Origin of the sequence: Clostridium sp., from assembly GCF_050717515.1 — a bacterium.
Taxonomy (GTDB): domain Bacteria; phylum Bacillota; class Clostridia; order Clostridiales; family Clostridiaceae; genus Clostridium_AD.
Genome location: NZ_JBOITL010000019.1, coordinates 106,338 through 128,632, shown reverse-complemented (window position 1 = coordinate 128,632; position 22,295 = coordinate 106,338). Strand labels below are relative to the sequence as shown.

Sequence of the window (22,295 nt, the reverse complement as noted above, 5' to 3'; positions counted from 1 at the left end):
TTCAAAAAACAAAAAAAACCTTTCATCCTACTATAGGACGAAAGGTTTAACTTCCGTGGTACCACCTAGATTATTATAAAAATAATCACTCACGCTGCAGTACGGAATAATATTCGATACTGATCACTTTTAACGGTGTTATACCGTCCTCACCTACTTGCTTTTTAAAGCATTGCTTTCAGTTGGATACTCCAAGATGTTTTTCGGTTAAGGTTTCCATACCAATCTCACACCATCATTGGCTCGCTATAACTTTTTCCCAAACTTACTCTTCTCTTCATAGTATTTATAAATTTTCCATTTGTTACATTATATTGGTTGCTATTACTATTGTCAATAAGGAATTTCATATATGAACTTTAAAAAAGTTCCATTTGATCAACAGCTACTTCTTCTTCTAATTTAAATCTTGAAGCAACTATAGTTTCTATATATTCTTCCCCTTTTATATGCTCTGATTTTAAATACTTTAACCCACTTTTAAGCTTTGATGGTACTAAATCCAGCACATATATATTGTCAAACCTATTTAATACAGATTCCCCGCCGAGTCCCGACAAACAAATAAGCTGCGTGTTACTTTTCTTAGCTATATCCATAAGAGGTTTTAATAAGTGTTCTGCATTAGTTTGAGCAAATGGGTTAACCATTATGAGAACTTTTCCATCTTCATTGCTTGCAAATATATCTGTTTCATCGCGTCTCATGTAGGATAAAAGACTTGATAATATTACAAAGGCTGAAAGGAAGCCTTCTCCCCCTAAGTTTAGTGCGATTTCATTCCAACCTAATTGAATTTGTCTATCCTCTTCTATTTTATACAGTTTAACCTCTATATTGCTTATAGATACAACTTCATTGTAAAGATCACGGGTATTAATACTCTTAGATATTAAGTCTTCTATATTTTCATTGCTTTGAAGTCTTGCAAGCGCTTTTATAGTGAGAGCTTCTAAAAAGTCATTAACTCTTAATCTATAAAGCTCACTGTTAGGTTCCCACTCTGGCAATTTTATACTTAGCATCTTTACATATTTATCTCTTATTTTTATTGAAGAGTTATTGTCAATTTTACCCATATTTGCATGCACTTCTAGCACATATTCGTAAATACTTTGAGCTACATTATCTTTTTCTCTAGTTATTAAATCAATATCTGCTTGAAGTTTTTCCATTAATGCCTTGTGGGCATCTAGTGTTATGTTCAAGTTTTCTATTACAATATTTGGCTTATCTATACTTCTTTCAATAGTTTCTAAGGACTTTTTAAAAAAATCATCATTTAAAAATAATGGTTTTCTTGATACTCTATTTATTTCATTACTGAGCGCAAGACTTTTCTTTGCTTCTTCATCTAATGACTGTCTATAATCACGCCTAAGCTCTCCGCTATATTTGTTAAGCCCTTGAATGCGTTATATTTTCAGAAAGATCATCTAGCTTTTTCTTATCAAAAGTATATCTTTCATAACTTTTTGAAAGTGAATTAAAATCTTCTATTTCCCTTTTTAGTTTTTGTAATTCACTTTCCTTCGTTCTTATTATTTTGTTTGTTTTTTCTATAGTTTTATTTATATCTGCTATGGTATCACGAATTATATTAAATGTGTTTTCCTTTGATATTAATTCTTCTTCCTTTAACTACTACACTTACTAGATCCATATAATGACTTATATTAAGATATTCTTGCAACTCATCAATATCTATTCTTTTTTTATTGAGATTTTTTAAATTTTTCATTGTTTGCTCCTTATATAATCTGATATCCAGTATCTCGCTGTGCCTAACATTAAACCCTACTTTAGCAAAAGTACAATACTAGTTCCCTTCTAATTATAATGCTATATTACTAAATATACTGGCTCAATCCTAGGTATACATTTAGTTTACAATTTAATTTTTATACCAAATAATGCTCTTTACTATAAAGTTTTAAAAATCATGTTTCTGATATAAGTTTTGAAATTAAAAAGAGAATCCCATTAAAGGGATTCTCTTAAAACGATTACTTATTAATTTATTAATTAATAACTTCCTTGTGCGTGCATTGCTTCTGCAACTCTTACAAATCCAGCAATGTTAGCTCCTTTAACTAGGTTATAACCAAATCCAAATTCTTCAGCAGAATCTCTACAATTTTTGTATATGTTTAACATTATTGCATGTAATTTTGCATCAACTTCTTCATCAGTCCATGATAATCTCATACTATTTTGACTCATTTCAAGTGCTGATGTAGCAACTCCACCTGCATTTGCAGCCTTAGATGGTCCTACTTTAACTCCCATTTCTAAGAAGTAATCAACTGCTTCGTTAGTACATGGCATATTAGCACCTTCACAAACCATTGTTATTCCATTTGCAACTATTTGTTTAGCGTGCTGAATATGAATATCGTTTTGCGTTGCACATGGTATTACTATATCAACTTTTACACCCCATGGTTTTTCTCCAGCGAAGAATTCACAACCATACTTGTCAGCATAATCTTTAACTCTTGCGCCTTTGTTTTCACGTAACATTTCAACCATGTAATCTACTTTTTCGCCAAGTACTCCAGCTGGGTCATATATGTATCCGTCTGGTCCAGAAAGTGTTACTACTTTACCACCTAATTGTTCAACTTTTTTACAAAGACCCCAAGCAACATTTCCAAAACCTGAAGTAGCTACTGTTTTGCCTTTGAAATCTGTTCCTTCATGTTTAAGCATTTCTTCACAGAAATAAGCTATACCGAAGCCTGTAGCGCTTGGTCTTCCTAAACTTCCACCATATGATAAACCTTTTCCTGTAAGAACTCCATTTTCGAAATTCCCTTTAATTCTTCTGTATTGTCCAAATAAGTAACCAATTTCACGTCCGCCAACACCAATATCTCCAGCTGGAACGTCCACATCTGGTCCTATGTGTCTATAAAGCTCAGTCATAAAGCTTTGGCAGAATCTCATTATCTCATTATCTGATTTTCCTTTTGGATCAAAATCAGAACCGCCTTTACCTCCACCTATTGGAAGTCCAGTTAATGAATTCTTTAATATTTGTTCAAAACCTAGGAATTTAATTATCCCTATATAAACTGATGGATGAAATCTTAAACCACCTTTAAAAGGTCCTATGCATCCATTAAATTGTACTCTAAAACCACGATTAACCTGATTAACACCTGCATCATCAATCCATGGCACTCTAAACATAATTTGTCTTTCTGGTTCACAGAATCTTTCTAAAAGGTTTGCTACAATGTACTCTGGGTGTTTTTCTAAAACTGGCCCTAAAGATCCTAATACCTCTTCTACTGTTTGTATAAATTCAGGTTCATTAGAATTTCTCTTTTTAACATTGTCTATTACCTGTTGAATATAAGCTTTTGTCTCCATAACTTAATCCCTCCTAAAAATGAATGTTTAAATTCAATTTAGCATTTTATATGCATACTAAATTGCTTTATAATTAGTATATTCTATATCGTTTTCATTATTCCTTCTTTATTTCTAAAAAAATATATATTATTTTTAAAAATTGAGTAAACATTTACATATACTTATTCTAAAGGAATATTCTAGATAAATTATCTTTCATTTTTGTCTTTATATGAATAAACTTGATATTCTTCCCATATACTTTCCAAAGTAGAAAATGTTCTAGAAATTTTTTCTTTTTCTCGAAGTCCAACAGCAATAATTAATGCATTTATTACACTAAGAGGTGCTACTAAAGAATCAACAAAGGAAGCCATATTACTTTGGGCAATTAATGTGTAGTCAGCTTTAGCCGCAAGTGGAGATAATAAACTATCTGTAATTGCTACAACATCAGCATTTCTACTTTTAGCAAAAGCTAAAGCTTCAATTGTTCTTGTAGCATATCTTGGAAATCCTATTCCAATTAGTACATCTTCTTCAGAAACATTAATTATTTGTTCAAATATATCGCTAACACCATAGGCAACAACCTTAACATTATCTAAAATTAGATTTAAATAAAAGCCTAAAAACTCTGCCAGTGCTGAGGAACTTCTAAGTCCAATTATATATATTTTTTTAGCTTTAAATAGTGAATTTACTACATCCTCAAAAGTTTTATGATTAATCTTTTCAAGAGTGGCACGGATATTCTCCATATCAGCTTTTAATACACCTTTCAATGCATTTTCTTGCGTAATAAAATCATTAGATAATTCAATTCTTTGCACAGTAGTTAATTTATTTTTAATTAATTCTTGAAGAGATTTTTGTAGTTTTGGATACCCACTAAAACCTAACTCATTAGCAAATCTTACAACTGTAGATTCACTTACCCCTACACTAGATCCTAATTTCGCAGCCGTCATAAAAGCAGCCTTATCATAATGCTTTAAAATGTATTCCGCTATTAATTTTTGTCCTTTGCTTAAACGCGGAAATTTTACTTGAATAGACCTCATTAAATCCTGTTTACTGTTTTCCATAATAACCCCCAACCCTTTCTATGTTAACTTCAATTAAATGAAATAAAAATTTCATTATATAAATAAATGAAATTTTTATTTCATTTTACCATTTATTGAACATAGTTTCAATAAATTATTCATTTTTATAATATTTCAGCTGTTTTTTATTTTAAACAGCTAAAATATCCTTCATATTACCTGTATTTCTTCAAAACACTAATGACATTTAAAAATTATAAATTCTTCAAATATCTTATTTCTTCTTCAGTTAAGTTTCTCCATTCACCTTTTTCCATATTCCCCAGTTTAATCTCACCAACTGAAACTCTTTTTAATGCAATAACTGGATGATCTATGGCATCACACATTTTTCTAATTTGGCGATTCTTTCCTTCATGAATAGTAATTGTAACCTTGCTGTTAAAGCCAATTCTCTTATTCATTTCAAAATTTGCTCCTGCTGTAATATATCCGTCAATATCTATACCATTACAGAACTTATCTATTTCTTCCTCTGTTGCACAGCCTTCTAATAAAGCTATATAAACTTTATTAATTGCTTGTCTTGGATGAATCACCCTATTATAGATATCCCCATCATTAGTTAATATAATTAAACCAGATGTATCATAATCTAAACGCCCTATAGGGTATATCCTTTCTTTTGTCTTCACTAAATCTAAAATTGTTTTTCTATCTTTTTCATCTTTTACAGTAGATACTATTCCTTCAGGTTTATTTAATGCGATGTAAACCTTATTTTCTTCTATATTGATAATTTTATTATCCACATATACAGTATCTTGCTCTGGGTCAACTTTTTGTCCAAGTTCTGTAACTACAAAATCATTTACCTTTACTCTACCACCTGTAATTATTTCCTCGCATTTCCTTCTTGAAGCAACCCCACATCTAGCCATGAATTTTTGCAAACGTTCTTCCACTATACCACTTCCTAATATTATTTTAATTGCTATATAAATAAGTCTTCATAAAGAAGTATATAAGTATATTAGTAAAAAATCAATTGTCGAAATCTTTTTTCATTTAATTACCACCTTCAAAGTAAAATTTTGTAATATATTTACTCCCCTTTCTTTTAACTTGCCTAATGATATAATATATACATAATGTAATATTCTACAAATAGAATAAAGGAGGTATATTATGGAGTTTATGAATTACTACATGCCCACAAAAATATTACTAGGCGAAGATGTAGTATTAAAAAATAGCAACTTATTTAATAATTATGGAAAAAAAGCTTTAATTGTAACGGGTAAAAATTCTTCAATAATAAATGGTTCATTAAAAGATGTTACAACTGCACTTAGGTCGGAAGGAATTTTATATGATATTTTTAATAGTGTAGAAGAAAATCCCTCTTTAGAAACCGTAGAGAATATTGCAGAACTTGGACGGGCGCAAAAATCCAATTTTATTATCGGCATTGGAGGAGGCTCTCCCATTGATGCCTCAAAAGCAGCCGGTGTGTTAATAAATAATCCAAAGGCTACAAGATATAATTTGTTTGATAGTCCACATTTAAAATCTATACCGGTAATTGCCCTGCCAACTACAGCTGGAACCGGAAGTGAAACAACTCCTTATTCTATAGTTACAGATAATGAGATGCAAACAAAGCGTGGTATATGTCAAAGAATATTTCCTGAATATGCCCTACTAGATGTAAAATATCTAATGTTCCTGCCAGACCCAATAACTATTAATACTTCCATAGATGCACTATCCCATTTAATAGAAGGGTATATGTCTTCAAATGCAAATGTATTAAGTGATGCTCTAGCCGAAAAGGGCTTGAAATTATTTGGAGAATGTTTAAATATGATAAAAGAAAAAGATTTTACTTATATAGTAAGAGAAAAGTTAATGCTTGCGTCTTCCATTGCTGGTATGGTAATAGCTCAAGCTGGAACATCTCTTCCACACGGAATGGGCTACGCTCTTACATATTTTCATAATATACCACATGGGAAAGCAAATGGATTACTTTTAAAATCATATTTAGAATTTTGCGTGGATGAAAATAAGGTTAGAAAAATTTTATATCTATTAACCCTAGAAAATTTAGATGTTCTTGGTAATTTCTTAAATGCTATGCTTGGATACGTAAATACTGTAAGTTATGAAGAAATGTGCTTATATGCAGGAAAAATGGCTTTAAACAATGATAAATTAAAAAATCACCCTGCACCCGTAAAAAGAGAAGATATACTAAAAATATATAATGACTCCTTAAAAGTATAGCTCACGCTACATCCTAAATTATCATATATTTTCATACACCAAAACTTATAAAAACAAGGAAGTGTGATTCTACACTTCCTTGTTTTTATGGCTTTATTTTTCTAATAAATATATATTTGCTTAATCATCATCTAAATTAATGTGACAGTAACCTCCAGGATTCTTTTGTAGATATTTTTGATGAGAATCTTCAGCATCATAAAAACAAGAAAGAGGTTCTATCTCTGTTACTATGGGCTTATTATTTCTACTTTGGACTTCATCCATTGTTTTTAATATAATGTCTAAATCCTTCTTATCAGTATAATAAATGCCACTTCTGTATTGAGTTCCTATATCAGGTCCTTGTCTATTAGACGCTGTAGGATCTATTATTCCCCAGAATTTTTCTAATATTTTCTCTAGTGAGACAATATCTTCATTATAACTTATTAAACAAGCCTCTGCATGCCCGGTGTTCCCTTGGCAAACCTCATTATATGTTGGGTCTTTCTTTGAACCATTAGCATAACCAACTACAGTTTCAATAATACCATCTATTCTTGACATATAAGCTTCTACACCCCAAAAACAACCTCCTGCTACAACAATAGTCTTCATAAACGCACCTCCATATTATATAAACTACTACATATATATATTACTACAAATGCATTTTATTTTCTAACTAATTGTAAAAAACAATCTAGAAATAATGAATTTTTGTCTCGCTAGTTTTACGTGCATTACACTATCTCTTTCTTTTTATCTAAAAATTTAAAATCTTCAGCTACAACTTCCATACTATATTTTTTATTACCATCTTTATCTGTGTAACTACTGCTACAAAGTCTACCGGTTAGACCAATTTGGCTTCCTTTCCCTAAATATTTGCACATAGTTTCAGCTAATGCATTCCACACTAAAACATTTATAAAATCTGCTTCAGGTTGTGAGTCCTTACGAGGTATTCTATCAATTGCCAATGTAAATTTAGTATAAAACCCTTTGCCATCATTAAAATCTTTTAGTTCCAAATCTCTTGTTATTCTTCCTATTAATGATACATTATTCATAATATCTCTCCTTTTTTGTTTAATAACTTTTTAAAATTATTGACAACAAAAATAGATTTTATACAAACAAATGTTTGCTTTTAAATTTATTATTTTGTGGCAATAAAAAACTTTCGCTTTCTTAAAATACATCTAAGAAAGCGAAAGTATATTTTTTATCAAAAGTTTATTTTTTATAATATGTATCCTTAATATTTTTTTCAATCTCCTCTTTAGTTCTCGTATCAAACGGATTATTAGTCATTGCCGTAACAAATAAATATGGAAAAGTATTTTTCAAATGCTTCATATACAGAACCCATTGGCTTACGCTTGCTCCATATACTCTTTTTATATCAATTTCTAAATGTTCTTTTTCATCATCTCTTAGTTTTGATAAATCCCTTGAAGATAACTCATCTTCTAAATGAAAAACTGCCGTTAACAAATGAGTAAAGGTTTCATGTTCCAATAAATTCGGATTTTCTAATAATCTCAATAAAAATCCTTTTTTACTTAATAGAAATTCATTCATTTTTTCTAAATCAACTTTACAAAATTCAATTTCATAATTATAATTTTTGCACTTTTCTAATGCTTTTTTAAAATTTCTTTCTTCCCAACTTGGCTCAACTATAAGGGAATTTGCTATTTCATTAACCTTTGGATCAATGGATGTGCAGTATTTCAAAATAGTAGTTCCTACTTCATTAAAATATACACCTATTATTAAATTGAGTTTTTCTATTAGGGCTTCTCTCTCTCTTATTTTAATAACTCCATCTATAACTAATGATACAAATAAAACCTCAATAGGTATAAAAGCTAAATCACCTACAAGATATAAGAATATATGATGTGCATCTCTAAAAGCAAAATAGTGAAAACAATATAATAATGCTGATGAAAGTATCAATAATACAGAAAGTTTTAAACGCCAATTCGATTTCTTCATGTTTGTCCCCCTATATATATGGATATATGTATAATACTTTATTTACAATTATTTATCAAATATTTTAAACAAATAATAATACTCCCACTAAAAATAGTGGGAGCTATTGATTATACTTCAACCATTTCCTTTAATGCTCTTGATCCTGCTATGAAAAACACAAGTGCAAACAAAATTAAAACTGCTAACTTTGGAAGAATATCTATGACACCGCTATTTTTTAATGCCACATCATCAAGTGCAGATAATGCCCAATTTTGTGGAGTAAAATAAGCTATTTTTTTAAATACTGCTGGAAGAAATTCCAATGGTAAAAAGGTTCCACTAATAATACATGTTGGGACTACTATTAAATTAACAATACCCGCAGCCTCAGATTGGTTTTTAGCATACCTTGATATTAATAATCCAAGACTCAAAACAAGCACTATAAAAATAGTAAATATCAAAAACACTGCTAGCATTGATTTTCCCCAATATATATGAAAAATATATTTTGTCACTATTATCATAAGTCCTATTTGAATCCAACATAAAAATAGCATAGATAAAATCACAGAGCCTATTATACTAGTACTTTTATTAGGTGTTGATATACTTCTTCTTAGGGTTTTGTTATTTCTAAGTTCCACCATTTCACTGACAATATATATCATTGAGAACATAAGAAAATTAATTATAAGGCTGGTAGATAATGAACCTGATAAGGTACGTGTTCCATCCTTTTTAATCTCTTCTAGTTGAACTTTTACTGGATTATTACTTAATGAAGCATCTACTTTTTTTGTAATTTCTGCATACCCTGTATTTACTACAATATCATTCTGTTTTATAGTGGATATGACTTTATTTGAAAGAAGCCTTTGAGCTACAAAATTATTTACCTTTTTGGAGATGGTAATATCCATATTACTATCTGACAATTTCAATACATCTAATTTTTTCAAGTTACCATTTTCTAAATTTTCCGTAAAGTTTTCAGGTATAACTAGAGCTACTCCTGCCTTATTTTGTTTTATTTTTATTTCAGCCTCTCCAAGCCCTAATTCTTTGATTTTGAAATTTTTATCTATTTTTAATTCTTCTATAAGTTTCTTGCCTAAGCTTCCCTTATCACTATTAACTATTGAAATGTCAACAGTCCCATAATATGAACCCTTAGAATCTCTTGTAAAATATGCAATTGTACCCACTACTAAAACGGGGATTAAAATCATTGAAAATATGGGTGTTTTCTGTTTTAACATTCTTTTCAAATGTAAAAATGCCATATGAATAACTTGCATGCCTGCCGCCTCCTTAATCATATCAATATTTTTTTTACTATAGTTGAACCTCTTGGCCCTTATTTAATTTTTTAACTAGATTATTACCTTGTTTTTTTCTCATAAAATATGCACCAAAAACTATTCCAAAAATTCCAATACCTAAAAGCACTATAATATTTACTATTAAATCTTTTATACTTCCTCCAAGCATTACTTTATTATAGCTATCCTGAATCCAATAATTCGGGGTGAATTTAGCAATTTTCCTCATGATTTCGGCAGCATTTTGAAGGGGATAGAAACTTCCACCAAGCAAAGCAAATATCATAATTACTGCTGTAAAGCTTGCATTTAAATTTTGCTGATTTTTATATAAATTCATTATAAAAGCGCTAATACCTGTTATAGTAAAGGCGTGTAAAATACCAATTAAAATCAGCTTAATATAACTCTCTCCAAGGTTTATTCCAATTATTTTGGAAACGCCAATGTATAATATAATATCCACTAGAGTTATAAAAAACACAAAACATATTTTAGCAAGGTACAAACTTTTCATACTTAAAGAAGTAGATTTTAATCTTGCAAATGTGCCTTCTTCTTTTTCTCTCACCATATTTTGTGCTCCTATTACTGATATATAAAGACTAATAAATGCTAGCATTGAGATTGTAAAAATTTGTTTTCCACTAAGCTTTTTATCTTTAGTTATATTAACTGTATTTATAAAATTTTCACTATTTAAGCTGATTGTCTTATTTATAACTGCTTTTTTTAACATTTCTATAGAAGATTTCTCCTTAACACTCCCCTCTACTACAGAAAATATATTTATATTATTATTAAGTTCCTGAGCATAAGAATTTACTATATCAAAAACAATCTGTGATTCAACACCAGAGGATGGCGCTTTTAAAACTTTTACATTAATAGCTTCACCCTTTTGAACCTTTTGCGAAAATCCCTTTGGTATCACTATGGCTGTTTTAATCTTTCCTTTTTGAAGATTAGCTTTTACTTCATCTATATCAGATGTCTCACTAAGGTCTATATACTGCTTCATATTATCTGATTTATAAATATCCTTCAAAGTCGCTGTATACGTGCTTTTGTCCATGTCTATCAATGCTACATTTACTGTAGGAATATGCCTATCTGGGTTAAGTTGTTTTTCATAAAGCATTCCATAAAGAGATCCTAGTAAAAGAGGCATAATCAAATATATAAGTATATAAAATTTTATATTTCCTAAAAACACCTTAATGTCTTTTATAAATATCCTAAATGTTTTCAATTTTTCCACCTCCACATTTTTTAATCTCTTAGGCTCTTTCCAGTTAAACTTAAAAATACACTTTCTAAGTTTGGTGAATTGACACTTATATTGTTTATTCTTACTGCAAAAGCCATAAGAACCATAATAATGTCTTGAAGATTCCTCTGCGAATTTTCAACAGTCAAAGTTAGCAACGGCTCAATATAATTTATTCTCTTAACCCCTTCTACCGTCTTCAATTTTAATATGATTTCTTCCTTGAAATTTTCTACAATAAGTTCTAACTTTTCTTCATTTGTTACCATTCTCTTTATTTCATCTTTAGTACCGCTAGCAACTACTTTGCCTTCGTCTAATATTGCAATCCTGTTACATAGACTCTCAACTTCCTCCATATAATGACTTGTATATATAACAGTTGTCCCATATTCACGATTTAAGTTTTTAGTAAACTCCAATATATGATTTCTTGATTGAGGGTCAATTCCCACTGTTGGTTCATCCATAATTATAATGTCTGGATGATGCATTACTGCCGCTGCAATATTAAGACGTCTTTTCATACCACCTGAATATTTTTTTACTTTGTCCCTTGATCTTTCAGTAAGTCCTGTAGCTTCAAGGATTTCTTTAATCCTATTTTTTAGTATACTTCCCCTTAGTCCATACATGCTACCCCAGAAAACAAGATTGTCATATGCATTTAAATTTTCATATAGTGCCACTTCCTGAGGGATAAATCCTATGTGCCTTTTAGCTTGTACGGGCTTTTTATTTATGCAATTATCAAAAATCTTTATGTCTCCTCCATCAGCCTTTAATAATCCGCAAATCATTGATATGAGAGTAGATTTCCCAGCTCCATTAGGTCCAACCAGTCCAAATAATTCTCCTTTTTCTATATTGAGATTTATACTATCAACAGCTAATTTGTCCTCATATCTTTTTATAACATTATTTATTTCAATTATTGACATCTCCAACACCCCTTTACATGATTTGTTTATATTTATATTATATAAATTTCCAGTATCTATATCCATTGAGTTAAGTAATGACTATAAAAAAATAACCATTACTTAAGTCATGTTCTTAAGTAATGGTTATAAAATTAAATCATTATCTTGGAAGAGGCAATATCCTTAAAAATCCACTAGTGAATTTTTAAGTGCAAAAATTGCTATTTGAGTTCTGTCTCTTAACTCTAGCTTTGAGAGTATTTCAGTAATATGATTTTTTACTGTTCCCTCTGTAACAAAAAGACTTTTGGCAATTTCTTTGTTTGTAAGCCCTGTTCCAATTCCAATTATAAATTCTATTTGTCTTGGAGTTAAATTGTATTTTTCCATAATATTACTTAAATCTTTTTTAGAACTAGACTGGGTATTGTTTATCATTTTGGCTGCTACCTCAGGGTGCATAACCACATTGCCTCTATATACACTTTTAATACCATCTATAATTATATCATAGGATGTATCTTTTAAAAGATAGCCACTTGCACCATACTTCATAGCATCATATATATACTCATCATCTTTAAATGTAGTTAATATTAGAATTTTTATATCCTTATATTCACTTTTTATAAGCTTGGTTCCCATAACTCCATCACAGAAAGGCATTCTTATATCCATAAGTACTACATCTATTTTTTCACTTCTACATAATTTTAGTGCCTCTTCTCCGTTACCACATATCCCTACCACATTTATTTCTGGATTAGCACTTAATATAATATTTAATCCTTCTCTTATAAGCACTTCATCATCTGCAATTGCTATATTAATTTTTTCCAAAGGACTCCCCCCCATTATTTTATTAAACTTTCAATTTTGGGTATGGATATATTGATTTCAAAGCCTTTTTCAGCATGAACATCCACTTCTCCCCCAAGACTTTTCACTCTCTGCTCAATACCATTTAACCCAAAGCCTTTTTTAATCTTTAGACAGCCTTTTCCATCATCCTTTATATGTAAATACAACTTATCTTCTAAAAATTGAAGTGATATAGTAACGCTAGATGCATTACCATGCTTAAGTGAGTTATTAAGCGACTCCTGAATTATTCTATATAAGGTGAAGCTCTGATCTCCACTCAATGCCCATTTTTCACTAGAAACAATGAACCTTACCACAACTCCACTAAGTTTTTCAAAATTTGAAGTAAGTTCCTGAAGGGCAAAAATACCTTGATAACTATCAAAATCCGTTGGTTTAAGCTCCTTTACCGCCCTTCTAACATTTTCTATGCCATTTTTAGTGAAATGTACTAAATTATCTACCATTTTTCCACCTTCATTTTGGTCATTTTTCATTACATAAGGAATTGCTTGAAGCTGAATAAGTAGTGTAGATAAAGTATGTCCAACAGAATCATGGATTTCTCTAGATATTCTATTTCTCTCCCTTAAAATAGTTAACTCTTCTACAGTATTTGAATACTGCTGTAATTTCTCAAAGGTATCTTTTAGATTTTCCTCCGATATTCTTAGCTTATCATATAAATCCTGCGCTTCACTTTTTCTCTCTCTTTCTTCTTCAATATATCTTCCCAAGGCTCCAAATATAACTACAATCACCGTGTTAAAAATCACATTAATTAAGGTATAATTCTGCATCTTACCATAAATTGGTTTACCGCTTTGAAATATTACTGCTGCATACAAAACTGAAATAACTACATATGCATATGCTTTAGGCAACATCAACGCAGCATCTAAAACTGAAATGAAATAATATATAAAAACAAAACCACCAAAACTATAATAGATTACAGAAATCAATACTAAATCTATAAAAAGAGAAATTATTACTGCATATTTTTTTGCATATAAAAAATACATTCTTATCTGAGTATTCAATATATATAACATAATACAAATAATGAATTTAGTAATAATATTCATAGAATATTCTCCAGTCATAACAACCGAAATTGCCACTAGCAAATATACTATATATTTAATTAATTCTAAAAATGGATAATTATTTTTTTTCAATTTAGCACCTACAATTTCTATAATTATTATTTTTCAAATTATTCACAATAAAATATGGAAGCTTTTATAATATTAGCTTGTTCTGGACTTTTATTATGAATTTTAAACTCTGAAGGAATTTCTTTCGCTGTTCTAGTTACAAGTGCTAAGTCACCTTTATTGAGACCTATTTTTTCATTTGCTCCTATATTTATTTCTACATCACCTTTCACTATATAGAACGCTTCTGTGATTTTAGAACACTTTTGCGCATCATTAACATTATTGCATAACAACATATCTTTAAAATCTCCACTTTTAAAAGAAATTGCTTCTAGTTTCCCCTTGTAACCTTGTGCCAACATTAAATTAAAATCTGTAACTCTGCCAAAACTTGTTGTTATCCAATCCCCACTAAAGCTATCCTGCTGTAATGCTTTTAACGTAGCATTGTGATGATCTTTATGCTTAAGATGTAGTTCTCCCTCAAGAACCATAATGAGCCTAGATATACCTTGTAAAGAAGTAAATGTAGAGGATTCTACTTGGACCTTTGCAGAACTCAGCCTCCATTTAAAATTACGTTGATCATATTGTGAATTTTCTGGATAAATATAAAGCTGAGTTGTTGTACCACCAGACCATTCACTTGTTTTATGTTGATTTTTTTTAATTACTTCAATATTGCATGACATTTATAACTCCTCCTTGTATAATGTTACAAATAGATAAATAGTAACTTTTAATATGGCAAATTATTTTAAATAGAAATAGAATAAAGATTTTCCAAGCTTTCTTTATCCTATTTCCTATATTCATTAAATTAATTTTTTCTTGATTTTTTTAATATGGTATTATATCTAACATAATTGAACAATGATAAGATAAATAAATTTATAAATACCCCTAAATAAACACCATATAATTCAAGTTTTAATACTATGCTAAATACAAATATTAAAACTATACCAATTATATTGATTGTGGAGGAGTTTAAAAACACCCATGCGCCATCTCCCATTCCTTGAAGACTATACTTATAAATGTTATTAGGTACATCAAAAATATTTGATAAAATCGCATAAACAAAATATATGCCACAGGCCTCTACTAATCTAACATCAACAGTTATAATCCTAATCATATGGTTTTTAGAAAACAAAAAAATAACAGCAATAGCTATACAAAACATCAAAGAAAGACCCAAACAAAGTTTTGGTATTGATTTTGTTTTCTCTAAATCTCTTTTACCTAGATATTCACTCACCATAGTTAGTGATGTTTGTGCGTAAGAATACATAGGCATTAGTATAATGCTTACTAAACTAAATAGTAAAGTATAAACTGAAAGCTCTAAAACTCCAATACGGGTTAATATAGCATTAATACATACTACTATTAAAGTAGATTCGAAAACTTCTTGTCCCATAAGTGGAAGGGATACTTTAATCAAAGTTTTTATGTTCTGTATTATTCTTTTTTTACAAATTTCACTAGTGAATTTCAGCGTTAAGTTTTTTCTTATTACAATTATATAAATACAAAGATTTATTGTTAAAGCTAAAACCGAGGCAATACCGGCTCCCTTTACACCCATAGGTTTAAACCCAAGCTTGCCAAATATTAAAATATAATTTAAAACTACATTGCTTATTGTTGCAGTTGTACTACCGTAAAATAAATATTTAGTTTTATTTATAATCTTAAAGTAAGATGAGAACATAAATAAAAGCATATTTAGTCCTACTGTAAGGCTAAATAATTTACCATAGTTCATTGCCTCCTTTAAAATTTCTCCTTTAAGTCCAAATACAAATTTAAGTACCGGTAAGCTAAAAAATAAAACCATTAAAGAAAATATGATGCCAATAAATAAGCTTAAACATATTCCAATAATAAATTTACATCTAAAATTTTCTTCACTGCCTTCTCCTTTATTCTTAGCGCCTAATATATTAAATGCTACTGCAATCATACCTAGCATTCCTGCAATGCTATTAAATGTAGAACCAATTAAACCAACTGCTCCGAAAGCAATTGATGATATTCTGCCCACCATTGCTTGATCAATTAATCCTATAAGCATACCAGTAACTGAATTTAAAACTAAGGGTAACGCCATTTGATTTATATTTCTTAATAGTTTCCTATCTATTTTACTAATTGTTTTATTCATTTTTTTAATATCTCCCCTCTTCTTATACTATATAAAAAGAAGGGTTAGATTATCCGCATGAACCATTTTAATGCCCCCTAAAAAGTAACTTTACATATTTATATTCTATAAATACATGTAATTCCCTTTTATTTCAAAAAAATAAATTTTAATTACTTTACATTTTAAAATCAATTTACATATAATATGTATTTCTATATAATTTTACAACTATAATCTACCTATACTTTATTTAGAAATTCAACAGCAAAAATGGTTGTCTTCAAATGATTTTTAATCAATTGAAAACAACCATTTTTAAATCTCTAGAAAGATTAATAGTAAAAATAATATGAATTCAGCATATATTCAGCATTATACTTATCACATAATTTTTTCAAATAAATCTTAACCTTTTCTTTATGTTCCAAATCCATTAGAATTTTTTTAAAATGCATTTGTTCTTTATCAGAAGCACTATTTTTTACATATCCCCAAACATGTTCGCAAGTGTTTATAAAACTTCCATCCTCTACCTCGAAATTCATTACATCATCTGTGTACTCATAGAATTCCTGAATACTGCAATTTTCTTTTACAAGGCGGCTGCACTCTTTATAATATTTATAATTTCTTTCCATTAGCAGATATTTATATTTTGCCCATTGATTTTCTGTAATTCCATGCTTTAATTTCTTATTCATATTACTAACTATAAGATTGCATTTTATAGCTGAAACATCCTTATCTTTTACTTCTAGCATAATATCAATATTAAACTCTTTAACTTGTTCATAGTATTCTAAAAAGTTTTTAACTACTATAGTATTTGAATGAGCCCCTACATGTTTATGTAAATCTTGTTGACTATAATGGACTTTGGGATTTCCATCTTCTTCTTTCCATGTTTTAGCTACCTTATTCATTATTTCTTTTATAGGCATATCTATTTCATGGTTACACTCATGGTGAAGGTTATCAAATATCACTGGTATATTAATTTCACCACTTACGAAAAGTAAATCAACAATATTGAATGTTCTATCATCATTTTCAATTACAAGTCTATTCTTTACTGATGGTGATAACCTTTTAAAATTTTCTATAAACCTATTCATAGCGGAAGCCTTATCTCCATAACCACCGCCAATATGAAGTATTATCTTATTCTCTCCGTCTACCCCTAAGGCATCAAGAAATCTAGCATGATATTCCAAATCTTTAATTGCTTTTTCTACAATGTCTTCTTTTTCTGCATTAAGAACTGTATACTGACCTGGATGCATAGAAACCCTCATGCCACATTTTTTTATATATTCCCCTATTTCATTTAACTCATTTTGAAAATATTTATGCCAAGGAATTTCATTAATACTATGGCTTCCTAGTGGAACTATATCCGAGCTTATTCTAAATAACTTTATGTTATACTTCTCATTATTCTCTAATATTCCTCTCAAATCTATTAGATTTTGCTCTAACACCTCTAAAAGCTTCTTTTCCGAAAAATCTTTTATAGTTAATCTTCTGTTTGTTCTTGCATCTATTGTAAGCGGTATACATGCATATCCGATTTTCATGTTTTCCTCCTGTTCCTATTTATAATTATAAAAAACTATACGTACATTACTACTACTTCTACCACGCTATTCTTCTATATTAATCACATAATTGACGTTAAAAAGCAATAAAAGATTAAGAAAGCATAAATAACTTTCTTAATCCTTTTATCACTATACACCAATATAAATTAAACTTCAAATATATATAATTCACTTATTATTTAATTGATTATTAAAAATCAAATACATTTTCAAACTTAGGCTTTATGACAAATTTGCCTTGTTTATCTATGAACCCCCACTTATCATCCATTTTAACCGCTGCTACACCTTCTGAAAAGTCTGAAGCTGATTCAAAGGTAGGATTAATGGTCCAATGCAACTTACTGTCCATATAACCCCATTTATCATTTTTTTCTATTGCTACTAAACCTTCAGAGTACTTTAATGTAGAATAAGGGTTATCATCAAATTTAGATTCTACTATAAACTCACCCTTTTTATTTATTACTCCCCACTTATTTTCAATTTTCACTGCAGCTAAGCCATCTGAAAAATCTGATACATCCTCAAACTTAGGTTGTACTAAAAAAATACCATTTTTATCAAGAAGACCCCATTTATTCTTTACTTTTACAAAAGCGAGCCCATCAACAAAGTCCTCCGCATCATCAAACTGTGGTTCGATAATAAACTTCCCTTTTTTATCTAAATACCCCCATTTATAGTTATAACAAGCAGGTATTAGCCCTTCGGAAAATTCCACAATTTGGAAGTTTCTAGAATAATTCCCGATATCATCAAATACAGGTTCAATTATAAATGTACCACTTTTATCTATGCATCCCCATTTTCCATCAATACAGACTACTGCAGCCCCTTCTTTAAAATTTCCAAGTGAAGTTTCACTAAATTTAGGCTCTATAACCATATCCCCTTTTTTATCTATATAACCATATTTACCATTTTGACTTGCTAATGCTAATCCTTCTGAAAAATTATATGCACTATCAAACTTTGGTTTTATAGACCATTCCCCCTTTATGTCTATATACCCATACTTGTTTTCATATTCAGCAGAAGCTAATCCTTCTGAAAATTTTCCTACTGCACTAAACTTTGGCTTAATAACCCACTGACCAACCTTATCAATAAACCCCCACTTCCCTTTATAATTAGCAGCTACCATATTATTTTTCTCACCAGTATTATAATTATCTCCATTTACCATTGCCTTACCTTTTCTACTTATTGAAGGAAAAAATATAATTAGGACTGTTACTAAAATAGTAATTGCTGTTAGTCGTATTATTTTATCTTTTTTCACCTATTACATCTCCTTATAATTAAAATAATTAAAACAACCTCTAACTAATTGGTAATATATTACATATAATAGCATCATTACATGTTTATGTAAATACATTTTACAAAATTTGTAAATATATTCTTGCAAGTTGAAACTCTTTTGATTTATTTTTTTTATAATAATAAAAAAAATAAAATTCCCTAAAAAAATAACCTTCTTAGGTTTTATTTTTTAGAGAATTAAGATGCTAAAGATTTATTTAAATTTTAAAATCTACTACTATGTTTAAAATACATCAATTAGATCTCCAGCATTGTTTTTCAACTTATCTACAGAGTGAATATACCTATTAGTAGTAGCTAAATTTTTATGTGCCGCAAAATCCCGAACTTTTTCTACGGTAGCACCGGCTAAAATTGCCAGCGTAATAGCTGTGTGCCTTGTAGAGTGAACTTGCAGGTTTTTTTCTATTCCTGCATTTTTGCATACTTTTTTTATCATGTAATTTAATGTGCTTGCATCTAATTTTTCTTTATTTTTTCCATTAGTTGAGTGACCAATAAATAAATACTCCTCACCACTAGATAATTTATTTCTTTTAGTAAGCAGAATATACTCATTAATCATAGCAAGAACGTTTTTTTGAAGTTTTACTATATCCTCCTTACCACCCTTTCTCCTTACCTTAACTACATCATAACCAGTATAAGTTACAATATGTTTTATTTTAATATTTATAATCTCAGATTTTCTTAGTGCAGTGGTTAATGCAAGTACTAATATAGTTTTATTTCTATGCCCTAATATAGTAGTTGTATCTATACTATTTAATAAAACACTACACTCGTCTTTTGTTAAAAACTCAGTTTCCTTGTTATTTATAACTGGTTTTTCTTCTTTTAGATTTCCAAAAGGATTATATTTAATTATATGAATATCTGTAGAATTATCCTGGTATTTTAATAACCATTTATACAGAGCACTTAATGATGATATTTTTCTATTTATAGTAGCAGAAGACATATTTTTATCCATTAATTTCATTATATAATTTTGTGTATGTAATATAGATACCTTTTTAATGTCTTCTATAGTAATATCAGAAATAGAATTAACACAAAAAAAATCTTTTATATCTCGTTCATAGCTTTTAGAAGTATAAGTACTTTTCCTGGATTTAATCTCTAGAAAATACCATATAAAGTGTTTACTATCTAAATTTACTTCTGAATTGTAATTGAATTCTGTAAGCTTATTTATCATATATATTCTCCCTTAATATTCCCCTTATTTCTATAGATTTTAAAAAGCTGCAAACAATAAGTTAGCAGCTTTTTAAAGTATATAGACTACAAGGCATCTTTGCTTGTTATTTTTTTAGTAAATTACTCTTCTAATGATTTAATTAGGTTTATTATTTCTTCTAAGGCTAATTTTTCATCATCACCATTGGCTATAACGTTTACAATGCTGTTAGGACCAACTCCTAGAGATAAAATACCTATCAAACTTTTAATATTAGCTTTTTTACCCATATATTCTAAACCTATATCTGATTTGAAAGAAGCGGCTTTTCTTACTAATAATGTAGCTGGTCTTGCATGCAATCCTTTTGAATTACTAACCATAACTTCTTTTGTTACCAATTTACTTCACCTCAATACTTTAATAATAGCATGAGCTAAGATATAACAGTTTACTATTAACTCATACTATTATAATATCATTAAAAAGTATGTAAATCAATTTTAAATATTCTCAACAAACCTTTCTATTCTATCAAGTCCATTTTTTATATTTTCCATTGAAGTAGCATAGGACAATCTAATAAAATTATCTGCTCCAAATGCAACACCTGGTATAACCGCAACTTTTTCATTTTGAAGCAAAAGGTCTGAAAATTGGAGTGAGTCTTTTATAATTTTTCCATCTATTGATTTATTTAATAATTCGCATAAATTTACCATAACGTAGAAAGCACCTTCAGGTTTGATGCAAGACAAATTATTGATACTATTAATTCTTTCTACCATATAATCTCGCCTTAGCTTAAATTGTTCAACCATAATACTAACATCATCTTGCTTACCATTTATTGCTTCAACTGATGCATACTGAGCAATTGAATTAGGATTAGAAGTAGTATGGCTCTGAATGTTAGACATTAATGCTATTATTTCTGTGCTAGCAGCAGCATACCCTATCCTCCAACCTGTCATGGCGTAAGACTTAGAAACACCATTGATTACAATAGTTCTATTATAAGCATCCTCTGAAAGACTTGCTATACTAATATGAGCATTATCTCCATATAGTAATTTTTCATAAATTTCATCTGATATTATAAATAAGTCCTTCATTTTTGCAAAATCAGCAATTTGCATTAGTTCTTCCTTTGAATATACTGTGCCTGTAGGATTATTCGGACTATTTAATACTATTGCTTTAGTTTTAGAAGTTACTGCTCTATTTAGGTTTTCAATTGTTAATTTAAATTTGTGTATTTCTTCTGTTTGTACATAAACAGGTTCTCCATCTGCTAATTTAACAAGTTCGGGATAACTTACCCAATATGGAACCCCAATTAACACTTCATCTCCTGGATTTAATATAGTTTGAAAAACATTAGCTAAACATTGTTTTGCGCCAGTTGAAACTATAATTTGAGATGGTATATAAGTTAATTTATTATCATTCTTTAATTTTTGAATTATTGCCTGTTTTAACTCAACAATACCTGATGTAGCTGTATATTTAGTCTTGCCTTCTCCAATTGCTTTTATAGCAGCGTCTTGAATATTTCTTGGTGTATTAAAATCAGGTTCACCAGCACCAAAACCTATGACATCTATTCCTTCAGCCTTCATTTTTTTTGCCTTTGCAGTTATATCCAATGTCAAAGATGGTGATATTTGTTTAGCTTTTTTAGATAATATCATTTTTTACCCCCAACGCATATATTTTTGTATATTTTTGCATGAATTTGATTTAAATTAGATAATTGAATTATTACCTTCATTTACAAGCAAAATGAAGGATATAATTCATATACTAC

At 29.3% G+C, this 22,295-nt stretch carries 21 protein-coding genes and 1 other annotated feature; of the genes, 1 reads left to right on the top strand and 20 read right to left on the bottom strand.

Annotated elements, in window-relative coordinates; all coding sequences use genetic code 11:
• Positions 1–30: 30 nt before the first annotated feature.
• Positions 31–290 (bottom strand) — a binding site (T-box leader).
• 69 nt (positions 291–359) lie between these two features.
• From ACREV6_RS05640 to ACREV6_RS05620, 5 genes are all read right to left on the bottom strand, one after another.
• A complete protein-coding gene (locus ACREV6_RS05640) occupies positions 360–1,208 on the bottom strand; it encodes a hypothetical protein (protein WP_431577027.1) in 849 nt (282 codons plus the stop codon).
• 392 nt (positions 1,209–1,600) lie between these two features.
• Complete coding sequence (locus ACREV6_RS05635) at positions 1,601–1,741, bottom strand: hypothetical protein (RefSeq protein WP_431577026.1); 141 nt, start codon at positions 1,739–1,741, stop codon at positions 1,601–1,603.
• A 284-nt stretch (positions 1,742–2,025) separates the two neighbouring features.
• Entirely contained in the window at positions 2,026–3,378 is a 1,353-nt protein-coding gene (gene gdhA, locus ACREV6_RS05630) for an NADP-specific glutamate dehydrogenase (RefSeq protein WP_431577025.1), read from the bottom strand.
• Positions 3,379–3,569: 191 nt separating this feature from the next.
• Positions 3,570–4,448 carry a MurR/RpiR family transcriptional regulator gene (locus tag ACREV6_RS05625; RefSeq protein WP_431577024.1) on the bottom strand — a complete coding sequence of 293 codons (879 nt, stop codon included), beginning with the start codon at positions 4,446–4,448 and terminating at the stop codon, positions 3,570–3,572.
• 215 nt (positions 4,449–4,663) lie between these two features.
• Positions 4,664–5,374, bottom strand: a complete 711-nt coding sequence (locus ACREV6_RS05620; RefSeq protein ID WP_431577023.1) for a pseudouridine synthase — start codon at positions 5,372–5,374, stop codon at positions 4,664–4,666.
• A gap of 223 nt (positions 5,375–5,597) precedes the next feature.
• On the opposite strand from ACREV6_RS05620, the gene ACREV6_RS05615 reads away from it, so the two are divergent.
• The gene (locus ACREV6_RS05615; RefSeq protein WP_431577022.1) at positions 5,598–6,698 is read left to right on the top strand and encodes an iron-containing alcohol dehydrogenase family protein; all 1,101 of its coding nucleotides are present in this window, start codon (positions 5,598–5,600) and stop codon (positions 6,696–6,698) included.
• Between the two features lie 120 nt (positions 6,699–6,818).
• Here ACREV6_RS05615 and msrA read toward each other — a convergent pair whose 3' ends face one another.
• The 15 genes from msrA to ACREV6_RS05540 all read right to left on the bottom strand — a co-directional run bounded on the left by msrA (position 6,819) and on the right by ACREV6_RS05540 (position 22,179).
• On the bottom strand, positions 6,819–7,298 hold the full coding sequence (gene msrA, locus ACREV6_RS05610) for a peptide-methionine (S)-S-oxide reductase MsrA (RefSeq protein ID WP_431577021.1): 480 nt from the start codon (positions 7,296–7,298) through the stop codon (positions 6,819–6,821).
• Between the two features lie 125 nt (positions 7,299–7,423).
• Positions 7,424–7,753 (bottom strand): single-stranded DNA-binding protein, encoded by a 330-nt coding sequence (locus ACREV6_RS05605; protein ID WP_431577020.1) that lies wholly within the window; start codon positions 7,751–7,753, stop codon positions 7,424–7,426.
• A gap of 166 nt (positions 7,754–7,919) precedes the next feature.
• The gene (locus ACREV6_RS05600) at positions 7,920–8,687 is read right to left on the bottom strand and encodes an MJ1433 family protein (RefSeq protein ID WP_431577019.1); all 768 of its coding nucleotides are present in this window, start codon (positions 8,685–8,687) and stop codon (positions 7,920–7,922) included.
• Positions 8,688–8,797: 110 nt separating this feature from the next.
• Positions 8,798–9,973 carry an ABC transporter permease gene (locus tag ACREV6_RS05595; RefSeq protein ID WP_431577018.1) on the bottom strand — a complete coding sequence of 392 codons (1,176 nt, stop codon included), beginning with the start codon at positions 9,971–9,973 and terminating at the stop codon, positions 8,798–8,800.
• Between the two features lie 37 nt (positions 9,974–10,010).
• Positions 10,011–11,249 (bottom strand): ABC transporter permease, encoded by a 1,239-nt coding sequence (locus ACREV6_RS05590; protein ID WP_431577017.1) that lies wholly within the window; start codon positions 11,247–11,249, stop codon positions 10,011–10,013.
• 20 nt (positions 11,250–11,269) lie between these two features.
• Entirely contained in the window at positions 11,270–12,208 is a 939-nt protein-coding gene (locus tag ACREV6_RS05585; protein ID WP_431577016.1) for an ABC transporter ATP-binding protein, read from the bottom strand.
• A gap of 165 nt (positions 12,209–12,373) precedes the next feature.
• Positions 12,374–13,030 carry a response regulator transcription factor gene (locus ACREV6_RS05580; protein ID WP_431577015.1) on the bottom strand — a complete coding sequence of 219 codons (657 nt, stop codon included), beginning with the start codon at positions 13,028–13,030 and terminating at the stop codon, positions 12,374–12,376.
• 14 nt (positions 13,031–13,044) lie between these two features.
• Positions 13,045–14,235 (bottom strand): sensor histidine kinase, encoded by a 1,191-nt coding sequence (locus ACREV6_RS05575; RefSeq protein ID WP_431577014.1) that lies wholly within the window; start codon positions 14,233–14,235, stop codon positions 13,045–13,047.
• A gap of 38 nt (positions 14,236–14,273) precedes the next feature.
• Positions 14,274–14,909 carry a HutD/Ves family protein gene (locus ACREV6_RS05570; protein ID WP_431577013.1) on the bottom strand — a complete coding sequence of 212 codons (636 nt, stop codon included), beginning with the start codon at positions 14,907–14,909 and terminating at the stop codon, positions 14,274–14,276.
• Between the two features lie 128 nt (positions 14,910–15,037).
• Positions 15,038–16,390: an MATE family efflux transporter gene (locus ACREV6_RS05565; protein ID WP_431577012.1), complete on the bottom strand. Its 1,353-nt coding sequence runs from the start codon at positions 16,388–16,390 to the stop codon at positions 15,038–15,040.
• Positions 16,391–16,704: 314 nt separating this feature from the next.
• Positions 16,705–17,949: a UV DNA damage repair endonuclease UvsE gene (uvsE, locus tag ACREV6_RS05560; protein WP_431577011.1), complete on the bottom strand. Its 1,245-nt coding sequence runs from the start codon at positions 17,947–17,949 to the stop codon at positions 16,705–16,707.
• 214 nt (positions 17,950–18,163) lie between these two features.
• On the bottom strand, positions 18,164–19,258 hold the full coding sequence (locus ACREV6_RS05555; RefSeq protein ID WP_431577010.1) for a WG repeat-containing protein: 1,095 nt from the start codon (positions 19,256–19,258) through the stop codon (positions 18,164–18,166).
• Positions 19,259–19,525: 267 nt separating this feature from the next.
• Positions 19,526–20,503 carry a tyrosine-type recombinase/integrase gene (locus ACREV6_RS05550; RefSeq protein WP_431577009.1) on the bottom strand — a complete coding sequence of 326 codons (978 nt, stop codon included), beginning with the start codon at positions 20,501–20,503 and terminating at the stop codon, positions 19,526–19,528.
• 122 nt (positions 20,504–20,625) lie between these two features.
• Positions 20,626–20,886 (bottom strand): HPr family phosphocarrier protein, encoded by a 261-nt coding sequence (locus tag ACREV6_RS05545; protein ID WP_431577008.1) that lies wholly within the window; start codon positions 20,884–20,886, stop codon positions 20,626–20,628.
• A gap of 102 nt (positions 20,887–20,988) precedes the next feature.
• Positions 20,989–22,179, bottom strand: a complete 1,191-nt coding sequence (locus ACREV6_RS05540) for a pyridoxal phosphate-dependent aminotransferase (RefSeq protein ID WP_431577007.1) — start codon at positions 22,177–22,179, stop codon at positions 20,989–20,991.
• Positions 22,180–22,295: the final 116 nt, after the last annotated feature.